Source organism: Pseudomonas sp. LB3P14 (genome assembly GCF_054898045.1).
Genome location: NZ_CM142714.1, coordinates 6460508 through 6479886, shown reverse-complemented (window position 1 = coordinate 6479886; position 19379 = coordinate 6460508). Strand labels below are relative to the sequence as shown.

22 protein-coding genes and 1 riboswitch are annotated in these 19379 nt (G+C 59.5%); of the genes, 11 read left to right on the top strand and 11 right to left on the bottom strand.

The features are described 5' to 3' along the window. Positions 1-23: 23 nt before the first annotated feature. Positions 24-917, top strand: coding sequence for a glycosyltransferase family 2 protein (locus tag ACYZT5_RS29755; protein WP_462048520.1), 894 nt, complete (start codon positions 24-26; stop codon positions 915-917). A gap of 16 nt (positions 918-933) precedes the next feature. Here the strand turns inward: ACYZT5_RS29755 and ACYZT5_RS29750 are convergent, their stop codons facing one another. After that, a complete protein-coding gene (locus ACYZT5_RS29750; RefSeq protein WP_462048519.1) occupies positions 934-1563 on the bottom strand; it encodes a LysE family translocator in 630 nt (209 codons plus the stop codon). A 92-nt stretch (positions 1564-1655) separates the two neighbouring features. On the opposite strand from ACYZT5_RS29750, the gene ACYZT5_RS29745 reads away from it, so the two are divergent. The 3 genes from ACYZT5_RS29745 (at position 1656) to ACYZT5_RS29735 (ending at position 4502) form a co-directional block, all read left to right on the top strand. Continuing rightward, positions 1656-2621 (top strand): 2-hydroxyacid dehydrogenase, encoded by a 966-nt coding sequence (locus ACYZT5_RS29745; RefSeq protein ID WP_462048518.1) that lies wholly within the window; start codon positions 1656-1658, stop codon positions 2619-2621. Positions 2622-2654: 33 nt separating this feature from the next. After that, positions 2655-3653 (top strand): methyltransferase, encoded by a 999-nt coding sequence (locus tag ACYZT5_RS29740; protein WP_462044302.1) that lies wholly within the window; start codon positions 2655-2657, stop codon positions 3651-3653. Positions 3654-3704: 51 nt separating this feature from the next. Continuing rightward, a riboswitch (yybP-ykoY riboswitch) is annotated at positions 3705-3829 on the top strand. Between the two features lie 88 nt (positions 3830-3917). Next, on the top strand, positions 3918-4502 hold the full coding sequence (locus ACYZT5_RS29735) for a TMEM165/GDT1 family protein (RefSeq protein WP_008155932.1): 585 nt from the start codon (positions 3918-3920) through the stop codon (positions 4500-4502). Positions 4503-4631: 129 nt separating this feature from the next. On the opposite strand, the gene ACYZT5_RS29730 is transcribed toward ACYZT5_RS29735, so the two are convergent. Then, complete coding sequence (locus ACYZT5_RS29730) at positions 4632-5450, bottom strand: M48 family metallopeptidase (protein WP_462048517.1); 819 nt, start codon at positions 5448-5450, stop codon at positions 4632-4634. Positions 5451-5648: 198 nt separating this feature from the next. Between ACYZT5_RS29730 and ACYZT5_RS29725 the strand changes: the two genes are divergently transcribed. Continuing rightward, positions 5649-7790 carry a methyl-accepting chemotaxis protein gene (locus ACYZT5_RS29725; RefSeq protein WP_462048516.1) on the top strand — a complete coding sequence of 714 codons (2142 nt, stop codon included), beginning with the start codon at positions 5649-5651 and terminating at the stop codon, positions 7788-7790. 98 nt (positions 7791-7888) lie between these two features. Here the strand turns inward: ACYZT5_RS29725 and ACYZT5_RS29720 are convergent, their stop codons facing one another. Genes ACYZT5_RS29720 through ACYZT5_RS29710 form a run of 3 tightly spaced genes read right to left on the bottom strand, consistent with a single transcriptional unit; the run spans position 7889 to position 9003 of the window. Further along, a complete protein-coding gene (locus tag ACYZT5_RS29720) occupies positions 7889-8512 on the bottom strand; it encodes an SOS response-associated peptidase (protein WP_462048515.1) in 624 nt (207 codons plus the stop codon). A gap of 35 nt (positions 8513-8547) precedes the next feature. Further along, positions 8548-8808, bottom strand: coding sequence for a putative signal transducing protein (locus ACYZT5_RS29715; protein ID WP_462048514.1), 261 nt, complete (start codon positions 8806-8808; stop codon positions 8548-8550). 12 nt (positions 8809-8820) lie between these two features. Next, the gene (locus tag ACYZT5_RS29710) at positions 8821-9003 is read right to left on the bottom strand and encodes a CPXCG motif-containing cysteine-rich protein (RefSeq protein WP_008153387.1); all 183 of its coding nucleotides are present in this window, start codon (positions 9001-9003) and stop codon (positions 8821-8823) included. 142 nt (positions 9004-9145) lie between these two features. Here ACYZT5_RS29710 and ACYZT5_RS29705 point away from each other — a divergent pair, with 142 nt between their 5' ends. Then, positions 9146-10309, top strand: coding sequence for a 1-acyl-sn-glycerol-3-phosphate acyltransferase (locus tag ACYZT5_RS29705; protein ID WP_462048513.1), 1164 nt, complete (start codon positions 9146-9148; stop codon positions 10307-10309). Positions 10310-10373: 64 nt separating this feature from the next. On the opposite strand, the gene ACYZT5_RS29700 is transcribed toward ACYZT5_RS29705, so the two are convergent. Continuing rightward, positions 10374-10658: a hypothetical protein gene (locus tag ACYZT5_RS29700; RefSeq protein WP_462048512.1), complete on the bottom strand. Its 285-nt coding sequence runs from the start codon at positions 10656-10658 to the stop codon at positions 10374-10376. A 192-nt stretch (positions 10659-10850) separates the two neighbouring features. Between ACYZT5_RS29700 and ACYZT5_RS29695 the strand changes: the two genes are divergently transcribed. After that, positions 10851-11057 carry a hypothetical protein gene (locus ACYZT5_RS29695; protein ID WP_054045634.1) on the top strand — a complete coding sequence of 69 codons (207 nt, stop codon included), beginning with the start codon at positions 10851-10853 and terminating at the stop codon, positions 11055-11057. 192 nt (positions 11058-11249) lie between these two features. Here ACYZT5_RS29695 and ACYZT5_RS29690 read toward each other — a convergent pair whose 3' ends face one another. Further along, positions 11250-11834 carry a YajG family lipoprotein gene (locus ACYZT5_RS29690; RefSeq protein ID WP_033061281.1) on the bottom strand — a complete coding sequence of 195 codons (585 nt, stop codon included), beginning with the start codon at positions 11832-11834 and terminating at the stop codon, positions 11250-11252. A gap of 205 nt (positions 11835-12039) precedes the next feature. On the opposite strand from ACYZT5_RS29690, the gene ACYZT5_RS29685 reads away from it, so the two are divergent. Further along, positions 12040-12273 (top strand): hypothetical protein, encoded by a 234-nt coding sequence (locus tag ACYZT5_RS29685; protein WP_462048511.1) that lies wholly within the window; start codon positions 12040-12042, stop codon positions 12271-12273. Between the two features lie 739 nt (positions 12274-13012). Next, entirely contained in the window at positions 13013-14521 is a 1509-nt protein-coding gene (mqo, locus tag ACYZT5_RS29680) for a malate dehydrogenase (quinone) (RefSeq protein ID WP_462048510.1), read from the top strand. A gap of 135 nt (positions 14522-14656) precedes the next feature. On the opposite strand, the gene ACYZT5_RS29675 is transcribed toward mqo, so the two are convergent. The 3 genes from ACYZT5_RS29675 to ACYZT5_RS29665 all read right to left on the bottom strand — a co-directional run bounded on the left by ACYZT5_RS29675 (position 14657) and on the right by ACYZT5_RS29665 (position 16215). Next, a complete protein-coding gene (locus ACYZT5_RS29675) occupies positions 14657-14944 on the bottom strand; it encodes a PA4642 family protein (protein ID WP_462048509.1) in 288 nt (95 codons plus the stop codon). Between the two features lie 63 nt (positions 14945-15007). Beyond that, a complete protein-coding gene (locus ACYZT5_RS29670) occupies positions 15008-15493 on the bottom strand; it encodes a hypothetical protein (RefSeq protein ID WP_462048508.1) in 486 nt (161 codons plus the stop codon). 164 nt (positions 15494-15657) lie between these two features. Beyond that, positions 15658-16215 (bottom strand): hypoxanthine-guanine phosphoribosyltransferase, encoded by a 558-nt coding sequence (locus ACYZT5_RS29665; protein ID WP_462048507.1) that lies wholly within the window; start codon positions 16213-16215, stop codon positions 15658-15660. A gap of 174 nt (positions 16216-16389) precedes the next feature. Between ACYZT5_RS29665 and upp the strand changes: the two genes are divergently transcribed. Next, complete coding sequence (gene upp / locus ACYZT5_RS29660; protein WP_008025893.1) at positions 16390-17028, top strand: uracil phosphoribosyltransferase; 639 nt, start codon at positions 16390-16392, stop codon at positions 17026-17028. A gap of 2 nt (positions 17029-17030) precedes the next feature. Continuing rightward, a complete protein-coding gene (locus tag ACYZT5_RS29655) occupies positions 17031-18305 on the top strand; it encodes a uracil-xanthine permease family protein (RefSeq protein WP_008153403.1) in 1275 nt (424 codons plus the stop codon). Between the two features lie 39 nt (positions 18306-18344). Here the strand turns inward: ACYZT5_RS29655 and hemH are convergent, their stop codons facing one another. Then, positions 18345-19370 (bottom strand): ferrochelatase, encoded by a 1026-nt coding sequence (hemH, locus tag ACYZT5_RS29650; RefSeq protein ID WP_462048506.1) that lies wholly within the window; start codon positions 19368-19370, stop codon positions 18345-18347. Between the last annotated feature and the right edge of the window lie 9 nt (positions 19371-19379).

Genomic DNA, 19379 nt, shown 5'->3' with positions numbered 1-19379 from the left:
CGCCATCGGTATTGCATACAACAATGAGTATTGAACTGATCACCCCCGAGAACGGCCCCTCCACACAAGCGCCCCTGGTGTCCATCGTGGCGCCCTGTTTCAACGCGCAAAAGTACCTGGAAGACGCTATCAAGAGCATCTTCGCCCAAGACTACCCGAACATCGAAGTCATCATCGTGGACGATGGCTCCAGCGACGACAGCCTCGCCATACTCAAGCGATTACAACAAACCTATGACTTCCAGCTGTATTCGCAACCGAACCAGGGTGTGAGTGCGGCGCTCAACCACGGCTTGCGATATGCCAAAGGTGTCTATGTGTCGACCCCGGACCTGGATGACATCATGCTGCCGGAGTCGGTGCGCATTCGCGCCGAATACCTGGACCAGCACCCGAATGTCGGCTGCGTCGGCGCGCTGATCAGCTACATGGACAGCGATGGCAACACCATCAAGCAGCAGCAACGCGACCAGATCCACACCTACAACTTCGATCAGGTCCTCAGAGGTGCCGTCGTAATCGGTGCCCCAGTTGCGCTCTATCGCATGAAAGCCATGCGAAGTGCCGAATTCTACGCGCCGAAGCTGCGGGTTCAGGACTTCCAGATGACGTTGCGGATTGCCCGGCTGGGCTATGAGATCCATGAACTGCCGGTCTGCATGACTCGCTATCGCCGCCATGCCAACAACCTGTCGAGAAAATACCGGATATTGCTCCAGGCCGACCTTGAGGCCATCGCACCGTACGCGAACCATCCCGGCTACCACAGCGCCCGCACCAAACTGGTGAACAAGGCTCTCAAATATGCCGTCGTCGAAGACAAGAAAGAAGCCTGGCAGCTGTTGCGCTCGATTCCCTGGCGGCACCTCAATAGAACCACCTTCAAACGCTTCAAGCGGCTGGTATTACATCGCTAGCCGCATCCCAGGGCCTCTAGTGCATTTCGGTAAACGCAAGTTTCACACCGATGGCGATCAATACCGCGCCCATGGTCCGGTCGAACCAGTGGCCCATGCGGGCGAAACCGGCGCGCACACGCTGCTGGCTGAACAGCATCGCCACCAGGCAGAACCACACAGCGGTGGCCACCGCGAGGTAGACGCCGTAGCCAGCCTGTACCGCCAGCGGTGTATGCGGATTGATCACCACGGTGAACAGCGAGAGGAAGAACAGCGTCGCCTTCGGGTTCAGACCGTTGGTCACGAAACCCGACGTGAAGGCGCCGCGAGCCGTGCGCTCGCCTGCTTCCTTGTGTAGATCGTCAGTCACCGGTTTGGCCGGTTGCGCGCGCAAGGCCTTGAAGCCGATGTACAGCAGGTACGCGGCGGCAGCCCATTTAAGGGCATTAAACAACACGATCGATTGGGACACGATCAGGCCGATGCCGAGCAGCGAATAGCCAACGTGCAGGAAAATCGCCGTGCCGACACCCAGCGCCGTCCAGGTACCCGCGCGACGCCCATGGGTCACGCTCTCACGCACCACCACGGCAAAATCCGGGCCGGGGCTGGCCACGGCCAGCAAGTGAATCAGGGCAACGGTCAAAAACTCTGTCCAGTACATGGGGGGATCCTTTTGGCCAAGCGTAACTGTTTGTTTCATCTGGTAGGCTCGGCAGATTACGCCTTCAGTTCATTGCACAAAAGGTACAGTTGATGACGAACACTCACCGCGCCGTTTTCCTCGACCACCCGTCCCTGGACCTGGGCGACCTCGACCTCAGCCCGCTGCGAGAGTGTTTCAGCGACTTACAGCTGTTCGCCCAGACCACGCCGGATCAGGTGATCGAACGCCTCAAGGGCGCCACCGTCGCCATCAGCAACAAGATCCTGATCGATGCCGCCGCCATCGCTGCCAGCCCCGAGTTGAAGCTGATCCTGATCACCGCCACCGGCACCAACAACGTTGACCTCGCGGCTGCCCGCGCCCACGGGATTACCGTCTGCAACTGCCAGGGTTACGGCACGCCGTCGGTGGCGCAGCACACGATTATGTTGCTGCTCAATCTGGCAACGCGCCTGGCCGATTATCAAAAGGCTGTCGGCGAAGGTCGGTGGCAGCAAGCGAAACAGTTCTGTCTGCTGGATTATCCGATTGTCGAACTGGAAGGCAAAACCCTCGGTCTGCTCGGTCATGGCGAACTGGGCGGCGCGGTCGCACGACTGGCCGAAGCCTTTGGCATGCGCGTACTGCTCGGACAGATTCCCGGGCGCCCTGCCCGACCGGATCGTTTGCCGCTGGATGAGCTGCTGCCGCAAATCGACGCGCTGACCCTGCACTGTCCGCTCAACGAACACACCCGCCACTTCATCGGAGCCCGTGAGCTGGCCTCGATGAAACCCGGTGCGTTCGTGGTCAACACCGCACGCGGTGGTTTGATCGACGAGCAGGCGCTGGCCGATGCCTTGCGCAACGGTCACCTGGGGGGGGCGGCCACCGATGTGTTGAGTGTCGAGCCGCCGACCGCCGGCAATCCGCTGCTGGCCCATGACATTCCACGGCTGATTGTCACCCCGCACAACGCCTGGGGCAGTCGCGAGGCACGCCAGCGGATCGTGGGCCAGTTGACCGAAAACGCGCAGGGATACTTCAGCGGTAAAGCGCTGCGGGTCGTCAGTTGATAGACTGCGGCACTTTTTTCACAGGAGCAGAGTATGGATCCGCGCAGTGAAGTACTGCTTCGTCAGGCCGAGTTATTCCAGGGTTCGGTGCTGCTGGCCGGTTTGCCCGCCGATGATCTGCTGGGCCGTCTGCCCGACGCTCATGGCTGGTGCTGGCATGCCGGCGATCAAGCAGCGCTGGACGCCCGCTTCGCCGAGCGCAGCCATTTCGGTGTGACTGTATCGGAGCGCGCGTTCGACACCGCCGTGGTGTTTCTGCCCAAGTCCAAGGATTTGACCGACTACATCCTCAACGCCCTCGCCTCTAAACTGGCCGGTCGTGAACTGTATCTGGTGGGTGAAAAACGTAGCGGCATCGAAGGCGCGGCCAAGCAACTGAACCCCTTCGGCAAACCGCGCAAGCTCGACAGCGCGCGGCATTGCCAGCTCTGGCAGGTCACCGTGGCCACTGCGCCAGAAGCCAAATCGCTGGAAAGCCTGGCCGAGACTTATGAGTTGCCGCTAGCCGAAGGTCCGTTGAAAGTCATCAGCCTGCCGGGCGTGTTCAGCCACGGTCGGCTGGATCGCGGCAGCGCGCTGTTGCTGGAGCATCTGGACAAATTGCCGAGCGGCCATTTGCTGGATTTTGGTTGTGGCGCGGGCGTATTGGGTGCGGCCGTGAAACGTCGTTATCCACACAACCAGGTCACTTTGCTCGACGTTGATGCCTTTGCCGCCGCCAGCAGTCGCCTGACATTGGCTGCCAACGGTCTGGAAGCTGACGTGATTACCGGTGACGGCATCGACGCTGCACCGATGGGCTTGAGTGCAATTCTGAGCAATCCACCGTTCCATGTCGGCGTTCACACCGACTACTTCGCTACCGAGAACTTGCTGCGAAAAGCAGCCAAACATCTGAAAAACGGAGGCGAACTGCGCTTGGTGGCGAACAGCTTCCTGAAGTACCAGCCGCTGATCGAAGAGCACCTCGGGGTGTGCGCAATCAAGGCTGAAGGACAGGGTTTCAGAATCTATCGAGCCAAACGCGGCTAGGCCTTCTTTTTAAAAAAGAGGCTTGCCCAATCGGATTTGCCTAGGCAGAATCCGCTCCGTCCTAGGGGAGTAGTCTCCCACGAGCGCCATGCTCGTCCGGCATACGTCAACATACTTGGTCAACAGACCATGGCGTATGCGACCCAAGCGTCCGCATCAGACGGATCGCAGGGTTTGACAAGACCTATGACACGAACACCTTACCCGGGGCGGGAAGGCTGTACGTGTCATAGCCGTGTCGACCCGCCCCTTAGGAAAACCCTGATGTTGGACTCTCTACTCGTTCCCACCGCAATCGTTGCCTTGGCCGAAATCGGCGACAAGACGCAACTGCTCGCGCTCATTCTCGCCGCTCGCTTTCGCAAACCCTGGCCGATCATCGCCGGTATCGTCGCTGCAACCCTGGCCAACCACGCGGCAGCCGGTGCGGTAGGTGCCTGGGTCGGTAGTTTCTTCTCGAATGCGACGCTGCACTGGATCCTCGCCGCGAGCTTCACCGCGACGGCATTGTGGACCCTGGTGCCGGACAAGATGGACGACGACGAAGCCAGCACCGCCCGCAAATTCGGACCGTTCCTGACCACGTTGATCGCGTTTTTCCTTGCGGAAATGGGCGACAAGACCCAGGTCGCCACCGTGATGCTTGCTGCGCAATACCCGGAACTGTGGCTGGTGATTATCGGCACCACTGCCGGGATGTTGATTGCCAACGTGCCGGTGGTTTTGGCGGGTAACTTTGCCGCGGATAAATTGCCGCTCACCCTGATCCGTCGCCTGGCGGCGTCGGCGTTCTTCATCCTCGCCATTGTCGCTGTGTACAAGGCGATGCAGAGCAGCGGGTGGGTCTGACCCCAGACACCGATCGTTCCCACGCTCTGCGTGGGAATGCCGCCTTGGACGCTCCGCGTCCGCTTTAACGTCGTGACGCAGAGCGTCACAGGATGCATTCCCACGCAGAGCGTGGGAACGATCATCGGTTCAGGATTTCTTGGCTTTCTCGTACAGCGGCATGACTTTCGGAATCGCCGCTTGCAACGAAGCAATACGACTTGACGACGCCGGGTGAGTGCTCATGAACTCCGGCGGCGAACCTTCCGAGGCCTTGGTCATCTTGTTCCACAGGGTGATCGCGGCGTTCGGGTTGTAACCGGCGCGAGCCGCCAGTTCCAGGCCGATCAGGTCCGCCTCGTTTTCATTGGCGCGACTGTTGGGCAAGGTCATGCCGTAGTTGGCCACGGTATCCGCCAGTGCCAGGCTGTCCTGACCCAGACCGAACAAGGCACCGGCGCCCTGCTTGGCCATTTCGATGCCGTACGCCTTGGACATCGCTTCACGACCGTGCTCGCGCAGGGCGTGGGCAATTTCATGACCCATGATCGCGGCAATTTCATCGTCGGTCAGTTGCAGGCTGTCGATCAGGCCGGTGTAGAAAATGATCTTGCCGCCAGGCCCGCAGTTGGCGTTGAGCTCGTCGCTCTTGATCAGGTTGACCTCCCACTTCCACTGGGCCGAATCCGGTCGGAAAATCGGCGCCTGGGCAATCAGCCGGTCGGCAATGGCCTGGACACGTTTGGCCTCGCTACTGGTCTTGTCCAGCACGCCTTTACTGCTCGCCTCGCCGACGGTCTTTTGATAAGACTGGGCGTACATCTGGTTGACCTCGTCAGTCGACAGCATGCTGAACATGTACTGTTTGCGCTCAACGCCCACTGCGCCACCGCTGGTGGTGTTGACCGACTGACAACCGGCGAGTAGCAAACCTGCGCTCAGTGCGCACAAAACCAATGTCTTATTCATCAAAAGTCTCCCTGAAAACATGCGGCGTATCCTAGGCGGTGAATTGTATCGGCGCCAGATACAACGGACGTGTAGCACACGCTAATTCATTTACGACATCAAACATTCCAAAACAGCCAATTCGCCATCCCCCGCTCATGGCCATCGACACTCCGGCCGATACAGCACCGCAGACGTCCTCTTGCGTGCGGAGCACCCATGAAATTCAAGTCGATCCAGTTTTCCGTGGCAGCCCTCGCCGGCGCCATCGTTCTTAGTGTCGTGGCAGCCCTGGTGCTGTACGCGCTGTTTTCCGGCGCACGGACACAAGACATGGTCCAGGAGCGGACCCAGGCACAATTCGAGCAAGTCATCGAACAGCGCCTGACGTCACTGGCGCAAACCCAGGTCAGCCAGATCCAGCGCGAGCTCGAAGCGCCACTGCTGATTGCCGGCGGACTGGTGCGAGTCAACGCATTGATCGGCACACCGGGCGCCGATGGCCAGCCACAGTTGAGCCTGAGCCGTGAGCAGTTGATCAGCCTGATCAAGGAAAACGTCACCAAGAACCCGAAGATTCTCGGCACCTACATTGGTTGGGAAAAAAACGCCCTCGATCACAACGATGCGGCCTACGTCGACACCAAGGTGGTCGGCATCGACGCCAGCAACGGCCGCTTCCTGCCGTGGTGGTTCCGCAACGAAGACGGCAGCCTTGGCCTGGACAAACTGGTGGACGTCGACGACCAGAAAACCCTGTCCACCGGCGTGCGCGCCAGCGAGTACTACCTGTGCTCGAAAGAAACCAAAAAATCCTGCGTGATCGATCCGGCGCCCTACAAGGTCGGCGACAAGATCGTCATGCTCGCCTCCTTTATTGAACCGATCATGCTCAACGGGGCCTTTCAAGGCATCGTCGGCGCCGATTTGTCAGTGAACTTCATTCAGGAAATGCTCCTGGGTGCGAATCAGAAGTTGTACAGCGGTGCCGGTGAAATGGCCCTGATCGGCGGTAATGGCCGGATCGTTGCCTACACCAAGGACCCGAGCAAATTCGGTGAGAAAGTCAGCGACATCCTTGACAGCCAGCAGATCGCCAACATGGCCAATCTCAAGCGCGGCGAAGTCACCTATACCGTCGACAAGGCCCAGGGCCGGATCGAGTTGTACCTGCCGTTTGGCATCGGCCAGACCGACGCTCGCTGGACCCTCATGCTGCAACTGCCGCTGAACGCGGTGATGGCCGACCTGCAAAAACTTCAGGGCGATCTGGACGCTCAGCGCAAGTCCGACACCTTTGGCATGGCCATGGTCGGTTTGTTGATCGCCGGTATCGGTTTGCTGGTGATCTGGCTGGTAGGCCACGGCATTGCCCGGCCGCTGAAGCAGATGGTCGCCATGCTCGACGACATCGCTCAGGGCGAAGGCGACCTGACTCGCCGCCTGACCAGCGACCGCGCCGATGAACTGGGCTCGATCGCCAAAGGCTTCAATACCTTCCTGGCCAAGTTGCAGGCGATGATCACCCAGGTGGTGACGTCGGTGCAGAGCGTCAGCGACTCGTCGGAACACACCGCCGACATCGCCATCCGCACCAACATCGGCGTGCACAAGCAAATGGCCGAGATCGATCAGGTGGCCACGGCGGTGCATGAAATGACCGCCACCGCCCAGGACGTCGCGCGCAACGCGACCCAGGCTGCGCAAGCCGCCAGCCATGCGGATAAGGCGGCGGCCCAAGGCATGCAAATCGTGCGCGATACGTCGAACTCGATCGGCGTGCTGGCGGTGGAAATCGGCAAGGCCGTCAGTGTGGTACAGACCCTGGCCAAGGACAGCGAGAACATCAACGCGATCCTCACCGCCATTCGCGGGATCGCAGAACAGACCAACCTGCTGGCCTTGAACGCCGCCATTGAAGCGGCCCGTGCCGGTGAGCAGGGACGTGGTTTTGCGGTGGTGGCCGATGAAGTGCGCAATCTGGCGCAGAAGACTCAGAAAGCCACTGAAGAAATTCAGACCATGATTCAGCAGTTGCAACAAGGCACGCGCGATGTGGTGCGGGTGATGGAAGACAGCCAGAACCGCACCGACGAAAGCGTGCAGCATGCGGCGAAAGCGGCCGAGGCGTTGGAGACGATTACTCAGGCGGTGTCGGTGATCAACGACATGAACACGCAGATTGCCAGTGCGGCCGAGGAACAGAGCGCGGTGGCTGACGACATTAATCGGAACGTGATCAACATTGGGCAAGTGGCCAATGAAGTGGCTGGCGGGGCGGATGAATCGAGTGCGGCGAGTGCGGATTTGACCAAGTTGGCGGAACAGCAGCGGCGGTTGATTAATCAGTTCAAGGTTTGATCCAAAGGCCCCTTCGCGGGCAAGCCTCGCTCCTACAGGTTAGGTAATCCCCCTGTAGGAGCGAGGCTTGCCCGCGAAGGCGTCAGCGCAGACAACCTTTAACCCGGAGTAAGACACTCCGGCCCATTCAACTTCGGATCATTCACCAAATTCGCCAACACCCGCTCGCGCAACGCAGCAGGCTCACTGGCGAGCAACGCCTGCAACGCATGCAACGGCGTTTCGGGATTCAGCCACGCCTCCTGCCCCTCAGCATCGAGAATCAACGGCCGGCGCTGACTCGCCGCCGGCTGCGTGATCACCGCCGTGCTCAGCCACACCTGCTCCTGCACCGGATACGCTTCCCAGATTGCCGCGAAGAACAGCGTCGAGCCCTCCCCCGGTGTCAGCCAGTACGGACGCTTGCGGGTCGTGCCCCGCCACTCGTAAAAACCATTGGCCGGCAGCAGGCAACGGCGTTCGCGCAGGGCTTGGCGAAACATCGGTTGTTCAGCGACGGTTTCGGCACGGGCATGGGCCGGGGTACGGGAAAGATCGGTCAGCCACGGCGGCGTCAAACCCCAACGCGCCCGAGCCAACTCACGCTGACCGTCAACGCCTGCACGTAGCATCAGCACCGAATCGTTGGGAGAAATATTCCACTGGGCCTGCTGATCGGCGGGGAAGCCAGGCAGGGCCGCGAAGGCGGGGTTCCAGCGAAACAGGGCATAACGTCCACACATGGGGCAACACGGCTCTTGATAAAACGAACGTCAGCCTAACAGACCAGCGTGCCGGGAAAACTTTCCGGTTCATCACCGGGCAGTGGCAGCGCGGCATTGTACGCGGTGATCAGCTCCCGGGCGTATTCGGCCTGGTCGTTATCAACCGATAAACCCAGCAGGCCGAAGATCGGCAATTCGCCGGTGCCGCCGAGCAAATCACGCCCCACCAGATGCGCTTCGATGCCCTCGCTGGCCAACATGCTTTGCAGCAACTCGCCTTCCATAAGGTTTTCCGGCTCGTAGATTCGCTGCATGGGGTGCCCCTTTCATTCGTTTTCGCTGTGAACTTCGAGCAACCATTCCTGACCGTCAGTCTGCAGAACAAACGTGATCGGACGACAACACACCGGACAGTCTTCGATATAGGTCTGATCGCCACCGGACAAGTCCAGAACAGCCTCAGCCTCTTCACCACAATACGGACATTCGTAGCGCTCGGTTTCCAGCATCGCGGTCTCCCAGGTGACTTGTGCGTATAATCGCCGGTCTATTTGCAGGGCTATTTTTGTCTGGCTACCGTTTCAGACCGTGCCCCGTTGGTTTTCGATCAAAACCTTTACTTACCCTAGCCGTTTCTAACAAGAGAGCATGATGGGCGAATTCGATGCCATCCGACCGTACGACGACAGCGAAGTCCCAGCGGTGCTGGACCGGCTGCTCGGTGACAAGGCGTTTCTAGATATCCTCATCCACTTCCGCTTCCCGCGTTTTGCCGGTGCTTTCGGCTGGATGCTCAAACCTCTTATAGCTCATCGGCTGCGCCGTGAGTTCGCCGGCGTCACGTCGGTGGCCACGTTGCAGGATAAAGTCGAGATGTACGTCGACCACACCATCGAACGGGCCACGGACGGTGTGACGTACACCGGCGTCGAGCAGTTCAAGTCCGGCAGCGCCTACCTGTTCATCGCCAATCACCGCGACATCGTGATGGACCCGGCCTTCGTCAACTACGCCGTGTACCACGCCGGCCTGCCGACACCGCGCATCGCGATTGGCGACAACCTGCTGCAAAAGCCCTTCGTCAGCGATCTGATGCGCCTGAACAAGAGTTTCATCGTGCACCGCTCGATCACCGGTCGCCGCGAGAAGATGGCGGCGTATCAACTGCTGTCGGCCTACATCAACCACTCGATCCGCAACGATTGCGCCTCGATCTGGATCGCCCAGGCCGAAGGCCGGGCCAAGGACGGCGATGATCGCACCGAGTCGGCCATCCTCAAGATGTTCCACATGAGCCGCAAGGACGAGCCGTTCGGCGAGGTCATTCGCTCGCTGAACATCACCCCGGTGTCGATCAGCTACGAATATGACCCGTGCGATCAAGCCAAGGCTCGCGAGCTATTCATCCGCGCCACCACCGGCAGCTACAGCAAAGTGCCGGGCGAGGACGACGTGAGCATCGCCAAGGGCATCACCGGCTACAAGGGCCGGGTCCACGTAAACTTCGCCTCGCCGATCACCGAGCTGTTCGACGACACCAAGCAATTGGCGATCGAAATGGACCGGCAGATCCTCGGTGGCTACCGCCTGTTCCCGGTGCACTACCTGGCCTACGCCCAATGGAAAGACGCCGACCCGCAATTGCAGGTCCCGAAAGCGGCTGAGGTGTTTGCGGCCGACGAACTGGCCAAGGCTCAAGAACAATGGCAACAGCGTCTTGACGCTTGCCCGGAGGAACATCGTCCGTTCCTGGTGCTGCAATACGCGACGCCGGTGCGCAATCAGTACCGAGTGAAAGCGGGATTGCCGCTGTAAAGTTTTTGGCTGGATACGACAACGGCGCCCTTGGGCGCCGTTTTCATTGCTGCTTTTTTTGCTGTCAGACCCGCGTGCTGATCCACGACACCAGCAGCGCCAATCCCAGGCAGGCAAAACCGAATCGATAGAAAAACCGGTTCATGCGCAAGGTCGCGCCGTCCAGCATCAACGTCGGTTCATCGATACGACGGCTCTGGGTTTGCGCGTCGAGAATGGCCAACGCGCGCTGTTCGCGGCGACGAGTGGCATGCAGCAACCAGCCGCCCGGAAAGGCAAACAGCAAGGCCAACAGGTTGATCAACTTGGCGGGATGGTTGGTAAACAGCGAAATCAAATGCAACGACATCACGGACCTCAGCAAAACAGGTGTGGCAGACGCCGAACCGACGGCCGCGGCGCGAATTCTACCGAAAGCCTGCCCAACTGCCCTGCCTTTCCGACAAATAACGAAACATCTGAGCAAATGTTGCCCTGTGTCACGGCTCCGTCATTTGTATACGCCAGTCTGGCGCCCCTCAAAACCGACATGGAAACCGTCATGCTGCACGCCGAAAACCAGGATCGCCTCTACCTCATCGCCCAGAGCGACGAACAACAAAACCTCGTTGGCAGCCTCGCCTTTAATGTTCAGGACCGCCACTGGTTGGTGTATTGCGCGCTGGGTGGGCATCAACATGCGGACTTGCCGGAGACGGATTTGTTGACTGGGGTGAGTGTGCTGGATTTCTATTCGGAAGCGGCCTGACACCACTGCTCCACTTGTGGGAGCGAGCCTGCTCGCGAAAGCGGTGTGTCAGTCACCTTCAATGCTGGATGTCAGAAAGCCTTCGCGAGCAGGCTCGCTCCCACAGTTATTCTGTGTACATCTGCTGAATCGGCGGGCATGAAAAAACCCGGAACCACCACTGGCACCGGGTTTTTTTAATCCAGCGAAAATTTATTCGCCGAGAATCTGACCAATCGTCGGATCCTTGAACAACCGCGTCAACGCATCGCTCAACACATCACTGACCAGCTTGGTATTAGTCTCCTGATTCGGCGCCATACCAAAACGCTGATCCAGGGAAGCACCATACCGACCGCTGTAACGACGATTGGCATTCTGCACATCGGAGCGGAACGTCGCGCCAATGGTCGCCTCAGTCACATACATGCCTTCTTTAGGCGACTGATACTTCAGCTCCGCCAGCGTCACGGTCAACTGCGGAGCATTCAGCGCATTGGAAGTTGGGGTAAAGCCCAACAACCGCACGGCCGCCTCAGCCTGAGCCTGCAACTTCGGCAGAATCTGCGCGCCCTGCACGGTGATCGCACTGGTCTCAGGGTACAGGCCACCACGAGTGCCCAGGGTCGGCGACGGACGACCGTCCACCACACGCACCACCACCGGCTGACCATGGCCGACCGGTGCCAGCTGAGTCGTCAGCTTGGGTTCCGGATTCAGTTGTTGCGGGCTGTGGGCGCAGCCGACCAGGGTCAAACTGGTCACAGTGATCAAACCGAACAACAGGCGTTGCAACATGCTCTTCTCTCCAGAATCAGGCACAAACAGGCCGGCAGTATAGCGGTGGGCCACTGCGGGTAACTAGCACCTCACAGGGAATACTGAAATCTCTGACAAACCCTTCAGATCGCGGTTCCTGTCACGCATCTGTCACCGCCCATACACTTTCACGTCACGGTCCACTGGCAACCTTCACAGCAGTCACCCCACAAGGTACTTCGCCATGCGCTATCTCACCTCGCTGTTCACCCCACGCCCTCTGCATCGCTGCTTCGCCCTGCTCGATCGCAACGGCCACTGCCAGGCTTTCAAACAGTGCAGCCTCCAGCCCATGGGCGATAGCTGGGTCGAAATCGAAGAAATCCGTCTCAATTGGTTGCACCATCCCCTGCCCCCTAGCGCCCGTGTCAGCCAGCGCCAACCACGTGCGCGGGCTCAGCAACTGCTGGCCACCTGACCAGACGTCTAATAAAAGTCATTAAACACGACCATTTCCCTGCGTTTCTTCGCTACAATCTCCCCCCGATTATAAGGACGTCTCCTGATCGGGCCTCGCAGCATCGTCAATACGCTTGTATTGACACCCCGCACCGCCCACAGAGAGCCGCCCACACAGATCGAGTGAAGCTGGCGCGCTTGCTGTTCATTAAGCAAAACCCCCACTTTTCGCGAATCTGCAGAGCTGTCATTACGCTCGGTTACTGAGCTGTTTGCCCGTTTTGCCTGTCATGTATTCCATGGCGGCAATCCATCCGGGCACGGTGCCAGGCTGGGGCAGCCCTTTTTTGAGGTTCACGTCTTCAAAAGAGCGTGAAAAAAACGGGTTTTCACAACTTCACAAGAGTGTGGCGAGCAAATGAATAGTTTTGCGTCTGAATATGCACCATTAGCGTCTGAAACAGCCCAACGACACAGGACCGAGTACTCCTCGAACACCGGAGCCTGAAGCCTGTCCGCTACGGATTTGGTTGCACAAACGGATGTATCGACCATAAGTCGAATTGCCAGCCGCGCGTTGAAGTGAGTTCATGTAACTCTTTCAGACCCGGTCGGTAGCGTCCGTCGAAGTTGCGAAAAATTGCGAAGATTCGGACGTGGCGATACTGCCATGGGTACCTGGGGCATCACTGACACGCCCCTGAACGCCTGGCAGCCATGCCGACAATTTGGTGCTGCAGATTTTGGAGACGCGTTAAATGGCGCATAACGAAGCAGTCGACGTAGTACTGGTTGGGGCCGGCATCATGAGTGCCACCCTTGCTGTACTGCTCAAAGAGCTCGACCCCGCGATCAAGCTGGAAGTCGTCGAGCTGATGGATTCCGGTGCCGCGGAGAGTTCGAACCCGTGGAACAACGCCGGTACCGGTCACGCCGGGCTGTGTGAGCTCAACTACACGCCGCAGGCCGCCGACGGCACCGTCGACATCAAGAAAGCCGTGCACATCAACACCCAGTTCGAGGTGTCGAAGCAGTTCTGGTCCTACCTGACCAAGAAAAGCACGTTCGGCTCGTGCAAGACGTTCATCAGCCCGGTGCCGCACCTGAGCTTCGTGCAGGGCGACAATGGCGTTTCCTTCCTCAAGGAACGCTTCAAGACGCTGAGCAAGCACCACGCCTTCTCGGACATGGAATACACCGAAGACAAGGCCACCATGGCCGAGTGGATGCCGCTGATGATGCCTGGCCGGCCGGCCGACGAAGTCGTCGCCGCCACCCGCGTCATGAACGGCACCGACGTCAACTTCGGCGCCCTGACCAATCAACTGCTCAAGCACCTGACCAGCGCACCCGATGCCCAGGTCAAGTACTGCAAGCGCGTGACCGGCCTCAAGCGTAACGGCAGCGGCTGGACCGTCAGCATCAAGGACGTCAACAGCGGCAACTCGCGTGACGTCGACGCGAAATTCGTGTTCCTCGGCGCCGGTGGCGCGGCACTGCCGCTGCTGCAAGCGTCGGGCATCGAAGAAAGCAAAGGCTTCGGCGGCTTCCCGATCAGTGGACAGTGGCTGCGTTGCGACAACCCGGAAGTGGTCAAGCACCACCAGGCCAAGGTTTACAGCCAGGCGGCTGTGGGTTCGCCACCTATGTCGGTGCCGCACCTGGACACCCGCGTAGTCGATGGCAACAAGTCCCTGCTGTTCGGACCCTACGCCGGTTTCACCACCAAGTTCCTCAAGCACGGCTCCTTCATGGACCTGCCGATGTCGGTTCGCGCCGGCAACATCGGCCCGATGCTGGCCGTCGCCAAAAACAACATGGACCTGACCAAGTACCTGGTCAGCGAAGTGATGCAGTCGATGGAACAGCGTCTGGACTCGCTGCGTCGCTTCTACCCTGAAGCGAAAGCCGAAGACTGGCGCCTGGAAGTGGCCGGCCAACGGGTGCAGATCATCAAGAAAGACCCGAAAAAGGGCGGCATTCTGCAGTTCGGTACCGAACTGGTCGCGGCCAAGGACGGCAGCCTTGCCGCCCTGCTCGGCGCTTCGCCAGGCGCGTCGGTGACCGTTTCGATCATGCTGGAACTGATCGAAAAGTGCTTTCCGAACAAAGCGTCTGGTGAGTGGGCTGCCAAGCTCGCGGAAATCTTCCCGGCTCGCGAAAAGGTTCTGGAAACCGATGCTGCGCTGTATCGCAAGCTCAATGTGCAGAACAACGTCGCGCTGGAACTGGTTGAAGCCAGCAACGAGACCGAAAGCTACGCTTGATTCGGCCGCATAAAAAACGCCCCGTTCTCATTGAGAGCGGGGCGTTTTTTTTGCCTGTCTGTAGGAGCACGGCTTGCCGGCGATGGCGTCCTTGAGAACGCTATCGCCGGCAAGCCGTGCTCCTACAGGTAAGGGTTAGCCGCGAGCCTTTTCGATCAGCTCGATGTACTCGGCCGCGTTGCGCTGATCCTTGATCAAGGCAACGAAGTCATTACCGTGCTCATCCTTGCCGTCCAGATCCAGACCGGCTTCGACGAAGAACGTCAGAAAAAGCTCGAAGTCATCGATACGCAGGCCGCGGTAGGCCTTGATCAGTTTGTGCAGCGACGGCGACGTGGCGTCGACCGGTTCGAAATCGAGGAACAGCTTGATCTGCTCATCGCCGATCTCGTCACCAATCACTTGCTTCTTATCTTTACGCATTGCCGACTCCAGCTCGCAGACATTTCACGGGGCGGGCAGTTTACCCCTCCCCGGGCACAGGGCTCAACGCGGACGAACGCTGCCTGTGTGCAGATCGGCCCAGATATGGCCGTTGGCGTAGCTGAGGAACTGGCAATACACCGTGTCATTGCGCAATAAGTCGATCACCACGCGGTACTGGGCCATCGGGTAAAACAGCGTCAGGGTTTTGCTCTTGTCGTCGTAGATCGGCTTTTTCAGGCTTTTGCTTTCGCCATCGAAGTTGACCAGCACCTGGGTGATGGTCGCACCCTTGTTCAAGGATTTGCCCTTGAGACGGATCAGCAAGGGTGACGTCACCGGAATCGGCTGCTGGTTGGACTGGCGTTGACTGCCGACCACCACCGAATACTCGGTGACTTGCAACAGCTGTTGCTGCTCGGGCTCCGCATCACGCAGGGTCAGGTCATCCGAGGGCAGGAACTGCGCATGCATCGGCGCCGGGGCGGCCGCCAGAGGCAGGCTGAGGGTCAGCAACAGGGCGGCGCAGCTGCGGATCAAAAGGCTCATGACAGGCTCCGGAGGCGGGGCCGAGCACTCTAGCATGGGTTTAAAAGCAAAAGATCGCAGCCTTCGGCAGCTCCTACAGAGAACCGGATACACCCGATAATCTTCGGGTGAACTCAATCATGTAGGAGCTGCCGCAGGCTGCGATCTTTTGGGGCGCTACGGTCTTACATGCCTTTAACGGCAAAAATCCCGTTGGCGTTACGCCAGTAGCCTTTGTAGTCCATGCCGTAACCGAAGATGTAACGGTCGATGCATGGCAGGCCGACGAAATCGGCTTTCAGGTCCGGGCGAGCCTTGCGGTCATGGTCCTTGTCGATCAGCACGGCGGTGTGCACAGCGCGTGCGCCGGCGTGTTTGCAGAAGTCGATGATCGCGCCCAGGGTGTGACCTTCGTCGAGGATGTCGTCGATGATCAGCACGTCACGGTCGATGAACGAGACTTCCGGCTTGGCTTTCCAGAACAGGTCGCCGCCGCTGGTTTCATTGCGATAACGGGTGGCGTGCAGGTAGGACGCTTCCAGCGGGAATTGCAGATGGGTCAGCAGCTTCCCGGCGAAGATCAGGCCGCCGTTCATCACACAGAAGACCACCGGATTGCTGTCAGCCAGCTGTTCGTTGATGTGTGCACCGACGCGGGCGATGGCCGCCTCGACTTCTGCTTCGGTGTACAGGCAGTCAGCCTCTCGCATGATTTGACGGATATGCTCGAGATCAGCGGACATGGCGCTCTCCAGGGGGGTGAGGGGAGGGACGGGTTCAGGAAAAGCGGGCAAAGGTACGCATCAAGCGAGGCCAGATCAAGCGTTTGTGGACTAACGTACTTTATGTCTATAGGACAACACCCTCGGATAGATTAATCTAGGCCGGTTTTTTTGCCCGCCGCCGGAGCCTTTCCCATGCCCATCCTCGAGATCCGCCATCCGCTGATCCGTCATAAACTTGGCCTTATGCGCCGCGCCGACATCAGCACGAAGAATTTCCGTGAGCTCGCTCAGGAAGTCGGTGCCCTGCTGACCTATGAAGCCACCAAAGACTTGCCGCTGGAATCCTACGATATCGAAGGCTGGTGCGGCACCGTGTCGGTCGAGAAAATCGCCGGCAAGAAAATCACCGTGGTGCCGATCCTGCGCGCCGGCATCGGCATGCTCGAAGGCGTGTTGAGCCTGATCCCGGGCGCCAAAGTCAGCGCCGTCGGCGTGGCCCGCAACGAACAAACCTTGCAGGCCCACACCTACCTGGAAAAACTCGTTCCGGAAATCAACGAACGCCTGGCGATGATCATCGACCCGATGCTCGCCACCGGCAGTTCCATGGTCGCTACCATCGACCTGCTGAAAAAGGCCGGTTGCCGCGACATTCGCGCGATGGTGCTGGTGGCTGCCCCTGAAGGCATCGCCGCCGTGGAGAAGGCTCACCCGGACGTGACCATCTACACCGCTTCCATTGACGAGAAACTCAACGAACACGGTTACATCATCCCAGGCCTGGGCGATGCCGGTGACAAGATCTTCGGCACCAAGCAGAAGGACGCTTGAGCATGCAACAAGAGTTCAACGATCCGCTCTGGCGCACGGTGCTGTCTGGCGCACAGATGCTGTTCGTGGCCTTCGGCGCCCTGGTGTTGATGCCGCTGATTACCGGCCTCGATCCGAACGTGGCGCTGTTCACCGCGGGCCTGGGGACGATTCTGTTCCAGATCGTCACCGGGCGTCAGGTGCCGGTATTCCTGGCATCGAGCTTTGCCTTCATCACCCCGATCATCCTCGCCAAGGGCCAGTTCGGCCTCGCGGCGACCATGGGCGGCGTGATGGCGGCGGGTTTCGTCTATACCTTCCTCGGCCTTGCGGTGAAGATCAAAGGCACCGGCTTCATTGACCGTCTGCTGCCACCGGTGGTGATTGGCCCGGTGATCATCTCCATCGGCCTGGCCATGGCGCCGATCGCCGCCAACATGGCGATGGGCAAGGCTGGCGACGGCACTGAGCTGATTCATTACCAAACGGCAATGTTGATCTCGATGCCAGCGCTGCTGACCACCCTGATCGTCGCGGTGTTCGGTAAAGGCATTTTCCGCCTGGTGCCCATTATCTCCGGCGTGCTGGTGGGCTTTGCGATGGCGTTCTACTTCGGTGTCGTCGATACCGCGAAAATTGCCGCCGCACCGTGGTTTGCCATCCCGCACTTCACCGCGCCGGAATTCAACTGGCAAGCGATTCTGTTCATCGTTCCAGTGGCCCTGGCCCCGGCCATCGAGCACATCGGCGGCGTGATTGCAGTCGGTAGCGTGACCGGTCGCGATTACCTGAAGAAACCCGGCCTGCACCGCACCCTGCTCGGCGATGGCATTGCCACCACCGCGGCGGGCCTGTTTGGCGGTCCACCCAACACCACCTACGCCGAAGTGACGGGCGCGGTGATGCTGACCAAGAACTACAACCCGAAGATCATGACCTGGGCGGCGATTTTCGCCATCAGCCTGGCGTTCATCGGCAAGTTCGGCGCGCTGCTGCAAAGCATTCCGGTGCCGGTGATGGGCGGGATTCTGTGCCTGTTGTTTGGTTCGATTGCGGCGGTGGGGATGAATACGCTGATTCGCCACAAGATCGACCTGGGCGAAGCGCGCAATCTGGTGATTGTCTCGGTGACCCTGGTGTTCGGGATTGGCGGCGTACTGGTCGGCACTGGCACTGGGCCGGACGACTTCGGCCTCAAAGGCATCGCGCTGTGCGCGGTGACGGCGATTGCGCTGAACCTGCTGCTGCCGGGTAATGACAGCTGGAAGCACAAGAAGGCGAATGAGTCGTTGCTCTGAGTGAACTGATCGTTCCCACGCTCTGCGTGGGAACGATCATCAGAGGGCCAGCGGGGCTCTTTCGCACAAGGTGTTCAACGCCTTCGCCCACTGCGGGTCATCGTTGAGACATGGCACCAGCACCAACTCCTCCCCCCCTGCTTCGCGGAACTGCTCCAGCCCGCGATCACCGATTTCTTCCAGCGTCTCAATACAATCGGCGACAAACGCCGGGCACATCACCAGCACTTTCCTCACGCCCATTCCAGCCAACTCATCGAGGCGCGCTTCGGTGTAGGGTTCGATCCATTTGGCTCGACCCAGTCGCGACTGAAATGACACCGACCACTTGCCGTCCGCCAAGCCCATGCGCTTGGCAAACTCGGAGGCGGTGCGCAGGCACTGGGCGCGGTAACAGGTGACCAACACTTCGGGGGAAGCGTTCTTGCAGCAGTCTTCATTCTTGAAGCAATGCTGCCCGGTCGGATCGAGCTTGGTCAGGTGCCGTTCCGGCAAACCGTGAAAACTCAGCAGCAGGTGATCAAAATCCTGCTGCAAATACGGTTTGGCACTGGCCACCAGCGCATCGAGGTATTCCGGTTGATCGTAGAACGGCTGCAGAATCGAAAACTGCACATCCAGTTTTTTCTCGCGCACCACCCGCCTGGCTTCCTCGATCACCGTGGTCACGGTGCTGTCGGCGAACTGTGGATAGAGCGGTGCGAGAGTGACCCTCTTGTGCCCTTGGGTTGCCAGGCGCACCAGCGTCGATTCAATGGACGGTTCACCGTAACGCATCGCCAACTCCACCGGACCGTGGGTCCACTGGGCAGTCATGGCCTGTTGCAGGCGACGGCTGAGCACCACCAACGGCGAGCCCTCCTCCCACCAGATCGAGGCGTAGGCGTGGGCTGACTGCTCCGGGCGCCTGAACAGGATCAGCGACACCAGCAAACGTCGCACCGGCCATGGCAGGTCGATCACATACGGGTCCATCAGAAATTGATTGAGGTAACTGCGCACATCCGCCACCGAGGTGGAGGCCGGTGAGCCCAGATTGACCAGAAGCAATGCGTGATCGGTCATGCAACGTCC

Excerpts from the sequence above, each read along its gene's own strand:
- ACYZT5_RS29755 (WP_462048520.1), top strand. The coding sequence starts at position 24 with ATGAGTATTGAACTGATCACCCCCGAGAACGGCCCCTCCACACAAGCG.
- ACYZT5_RS29750 (WP_462048519.1), bottom strand. The coding sequence starts at position 1,563 with ATGTACTGGACAGAGTTTTTGACCGTTGCCCTGATTCACTTGCTGGCC.
- ACYZT5_RS29745 (WP_462048518.1), top strand. The coding sequence starts at position 1,656 with ATGACGAACACTCACCGCGCCGTTTTCCTCGACCACCCGTCCCTGGAC.
- ACYZT5_RS29740 (WP_462044302.1), top strand. The coding sequence starts at position 2,655 with ATGGATCCGCGCAGTGAAGTACTGCTTCGTCAGGCCGAGTTATTCCAG.
- ACYZT5_RS29735 (WP_008155932.1), top strand. The coding sequence starts at position 3,918 with ATGTTGGACTCTCTACTCGTTCCCACCGCAATCGTTGCCTTGGCCGAA.
- ACYZT5_RS29730 (WP_462048517.1), bottom strand. The coding sequence starts at position 5,450 with ATGAATAAGACATTGGTTTTGTGCGCACTGAGCGCAGGTTTGCTACTC.
- ACYZT5_RS29725 (WP_462048516.1), top strand. The coding sequence starts at position 5,649 with ATGAAATTCAAGTCGATCCAGTTTTCCGTGGCAGCCCTCGCCGGCGCC.
- ACYZT5_RS29720 (WP_462048515.1), bottom strand. The coding sequence starts at position 8,512 with ATGTGTGGACGTTATGCCCTGTTTCGCTGGAACCCCGCCTTCGCGGCC.
- ACYZT5_RS29715 (WP_462048514.1), bottom strand. The coding sequence starts at position 8,808 with ATGCAGCGAATCTACGAGCCGGAAAACCTTATGGAAGGCGAGTTGCTG.
- ACYZT5_RS29710 (WP_008153387.1), bottom strand. The coding sequence starts at position 9,003 with ATGCTGGAAACCGAGCGCTACGAATGTCCGTATTGTGGTGAAGAGGCT.
- ACYZT5_RS29705 (WP_462048513.1), top strand. The coding sequence starts at position 9,146 with ATGGGCGAATTCGATGCCATCCGACCGTACGACGACAGCGAAGTCCCA.
- ACYZT5_RS29700 (WP_462048512.1), bottom strand. The coding sequence starts at position 10,658 with ATGTCGTTGCATTTGATTTCGCTGTTTACCAACCATCCCGCCAAGTTG.
- ACYZT5_RS29695 (WP_054045634.1), top strand. The coding sequence starts at position 10,851 with ATGCTGCACGCCGAAAACCAGGATCGCCTCTACCTCATCGCCCAGAGC.
- ACYZT5_RS29690 (WP_033061281.1), bottom strand. The coding sequence starts at position 11,834 with ATGTTGCAACGCCTGTTGTTCGGTTTGATCACTGTGACCAGTTTGACC.
- ACYZT5_RS29685 (WP_462048511.1), top strand. The coding sequence starts at position 12,040 with ATGCGCTATCTCACCTCGCTGTTCACCCCACGCCCTCTGCATCGCTGC.
- mqo (WP_462048510.1), top strand. The coding sequence starts at position 13,013 with ATGGCGCATAACGAAGCAGTCGACGTAGTACTGGTTGGGGCCGGCATC.
- ACYZT5_RS29675 (WP_462048509.1), bottom strand. The coding sequence starts at position 14,944 with ATGCGTAAAGATAAGAAGCAAGTGATTGGTGACGAGATCGGCGATGAG.
- ACYZT5_RS29670 (WP_462048508.1), bottom strand. The coding sequence starts at position 15,493 with ATGAGCCTTTTGATCCGCAGCTGCGCCGCCCTGTTGCTGACCCTCAGC.
- ACYZT5_RS29665 (WP_462048507.1), bottom strand. The coding sequence starts at position 16,215 with ATGTCCGCTGATCTCGAGCATATCCGTCAAATCATGCGAGAGGCTGAC.
- upp (WP_008025893.1), top strand. The coding sequence starts at position 16,390 with ATGCCCATCCTCGAGATCCGCCATCCGCTGATCCGTCATAAACTTGGC.
- ACYZT5_RS29655 (WP_008153403.1), top strand. The coding sequence starts at position 17,031 with ATGCAACAAGAGTTCAACGATCCGCTCTGGCGCACGGTGCTGTCTGGC.
- hemH (WP_462048506.1), bottom strand. The coding sequence starts at position 19,370 with ATGACCGATCACGCATTGCTTCTGGTCAATCTGGGCTCACCGGCCTCC.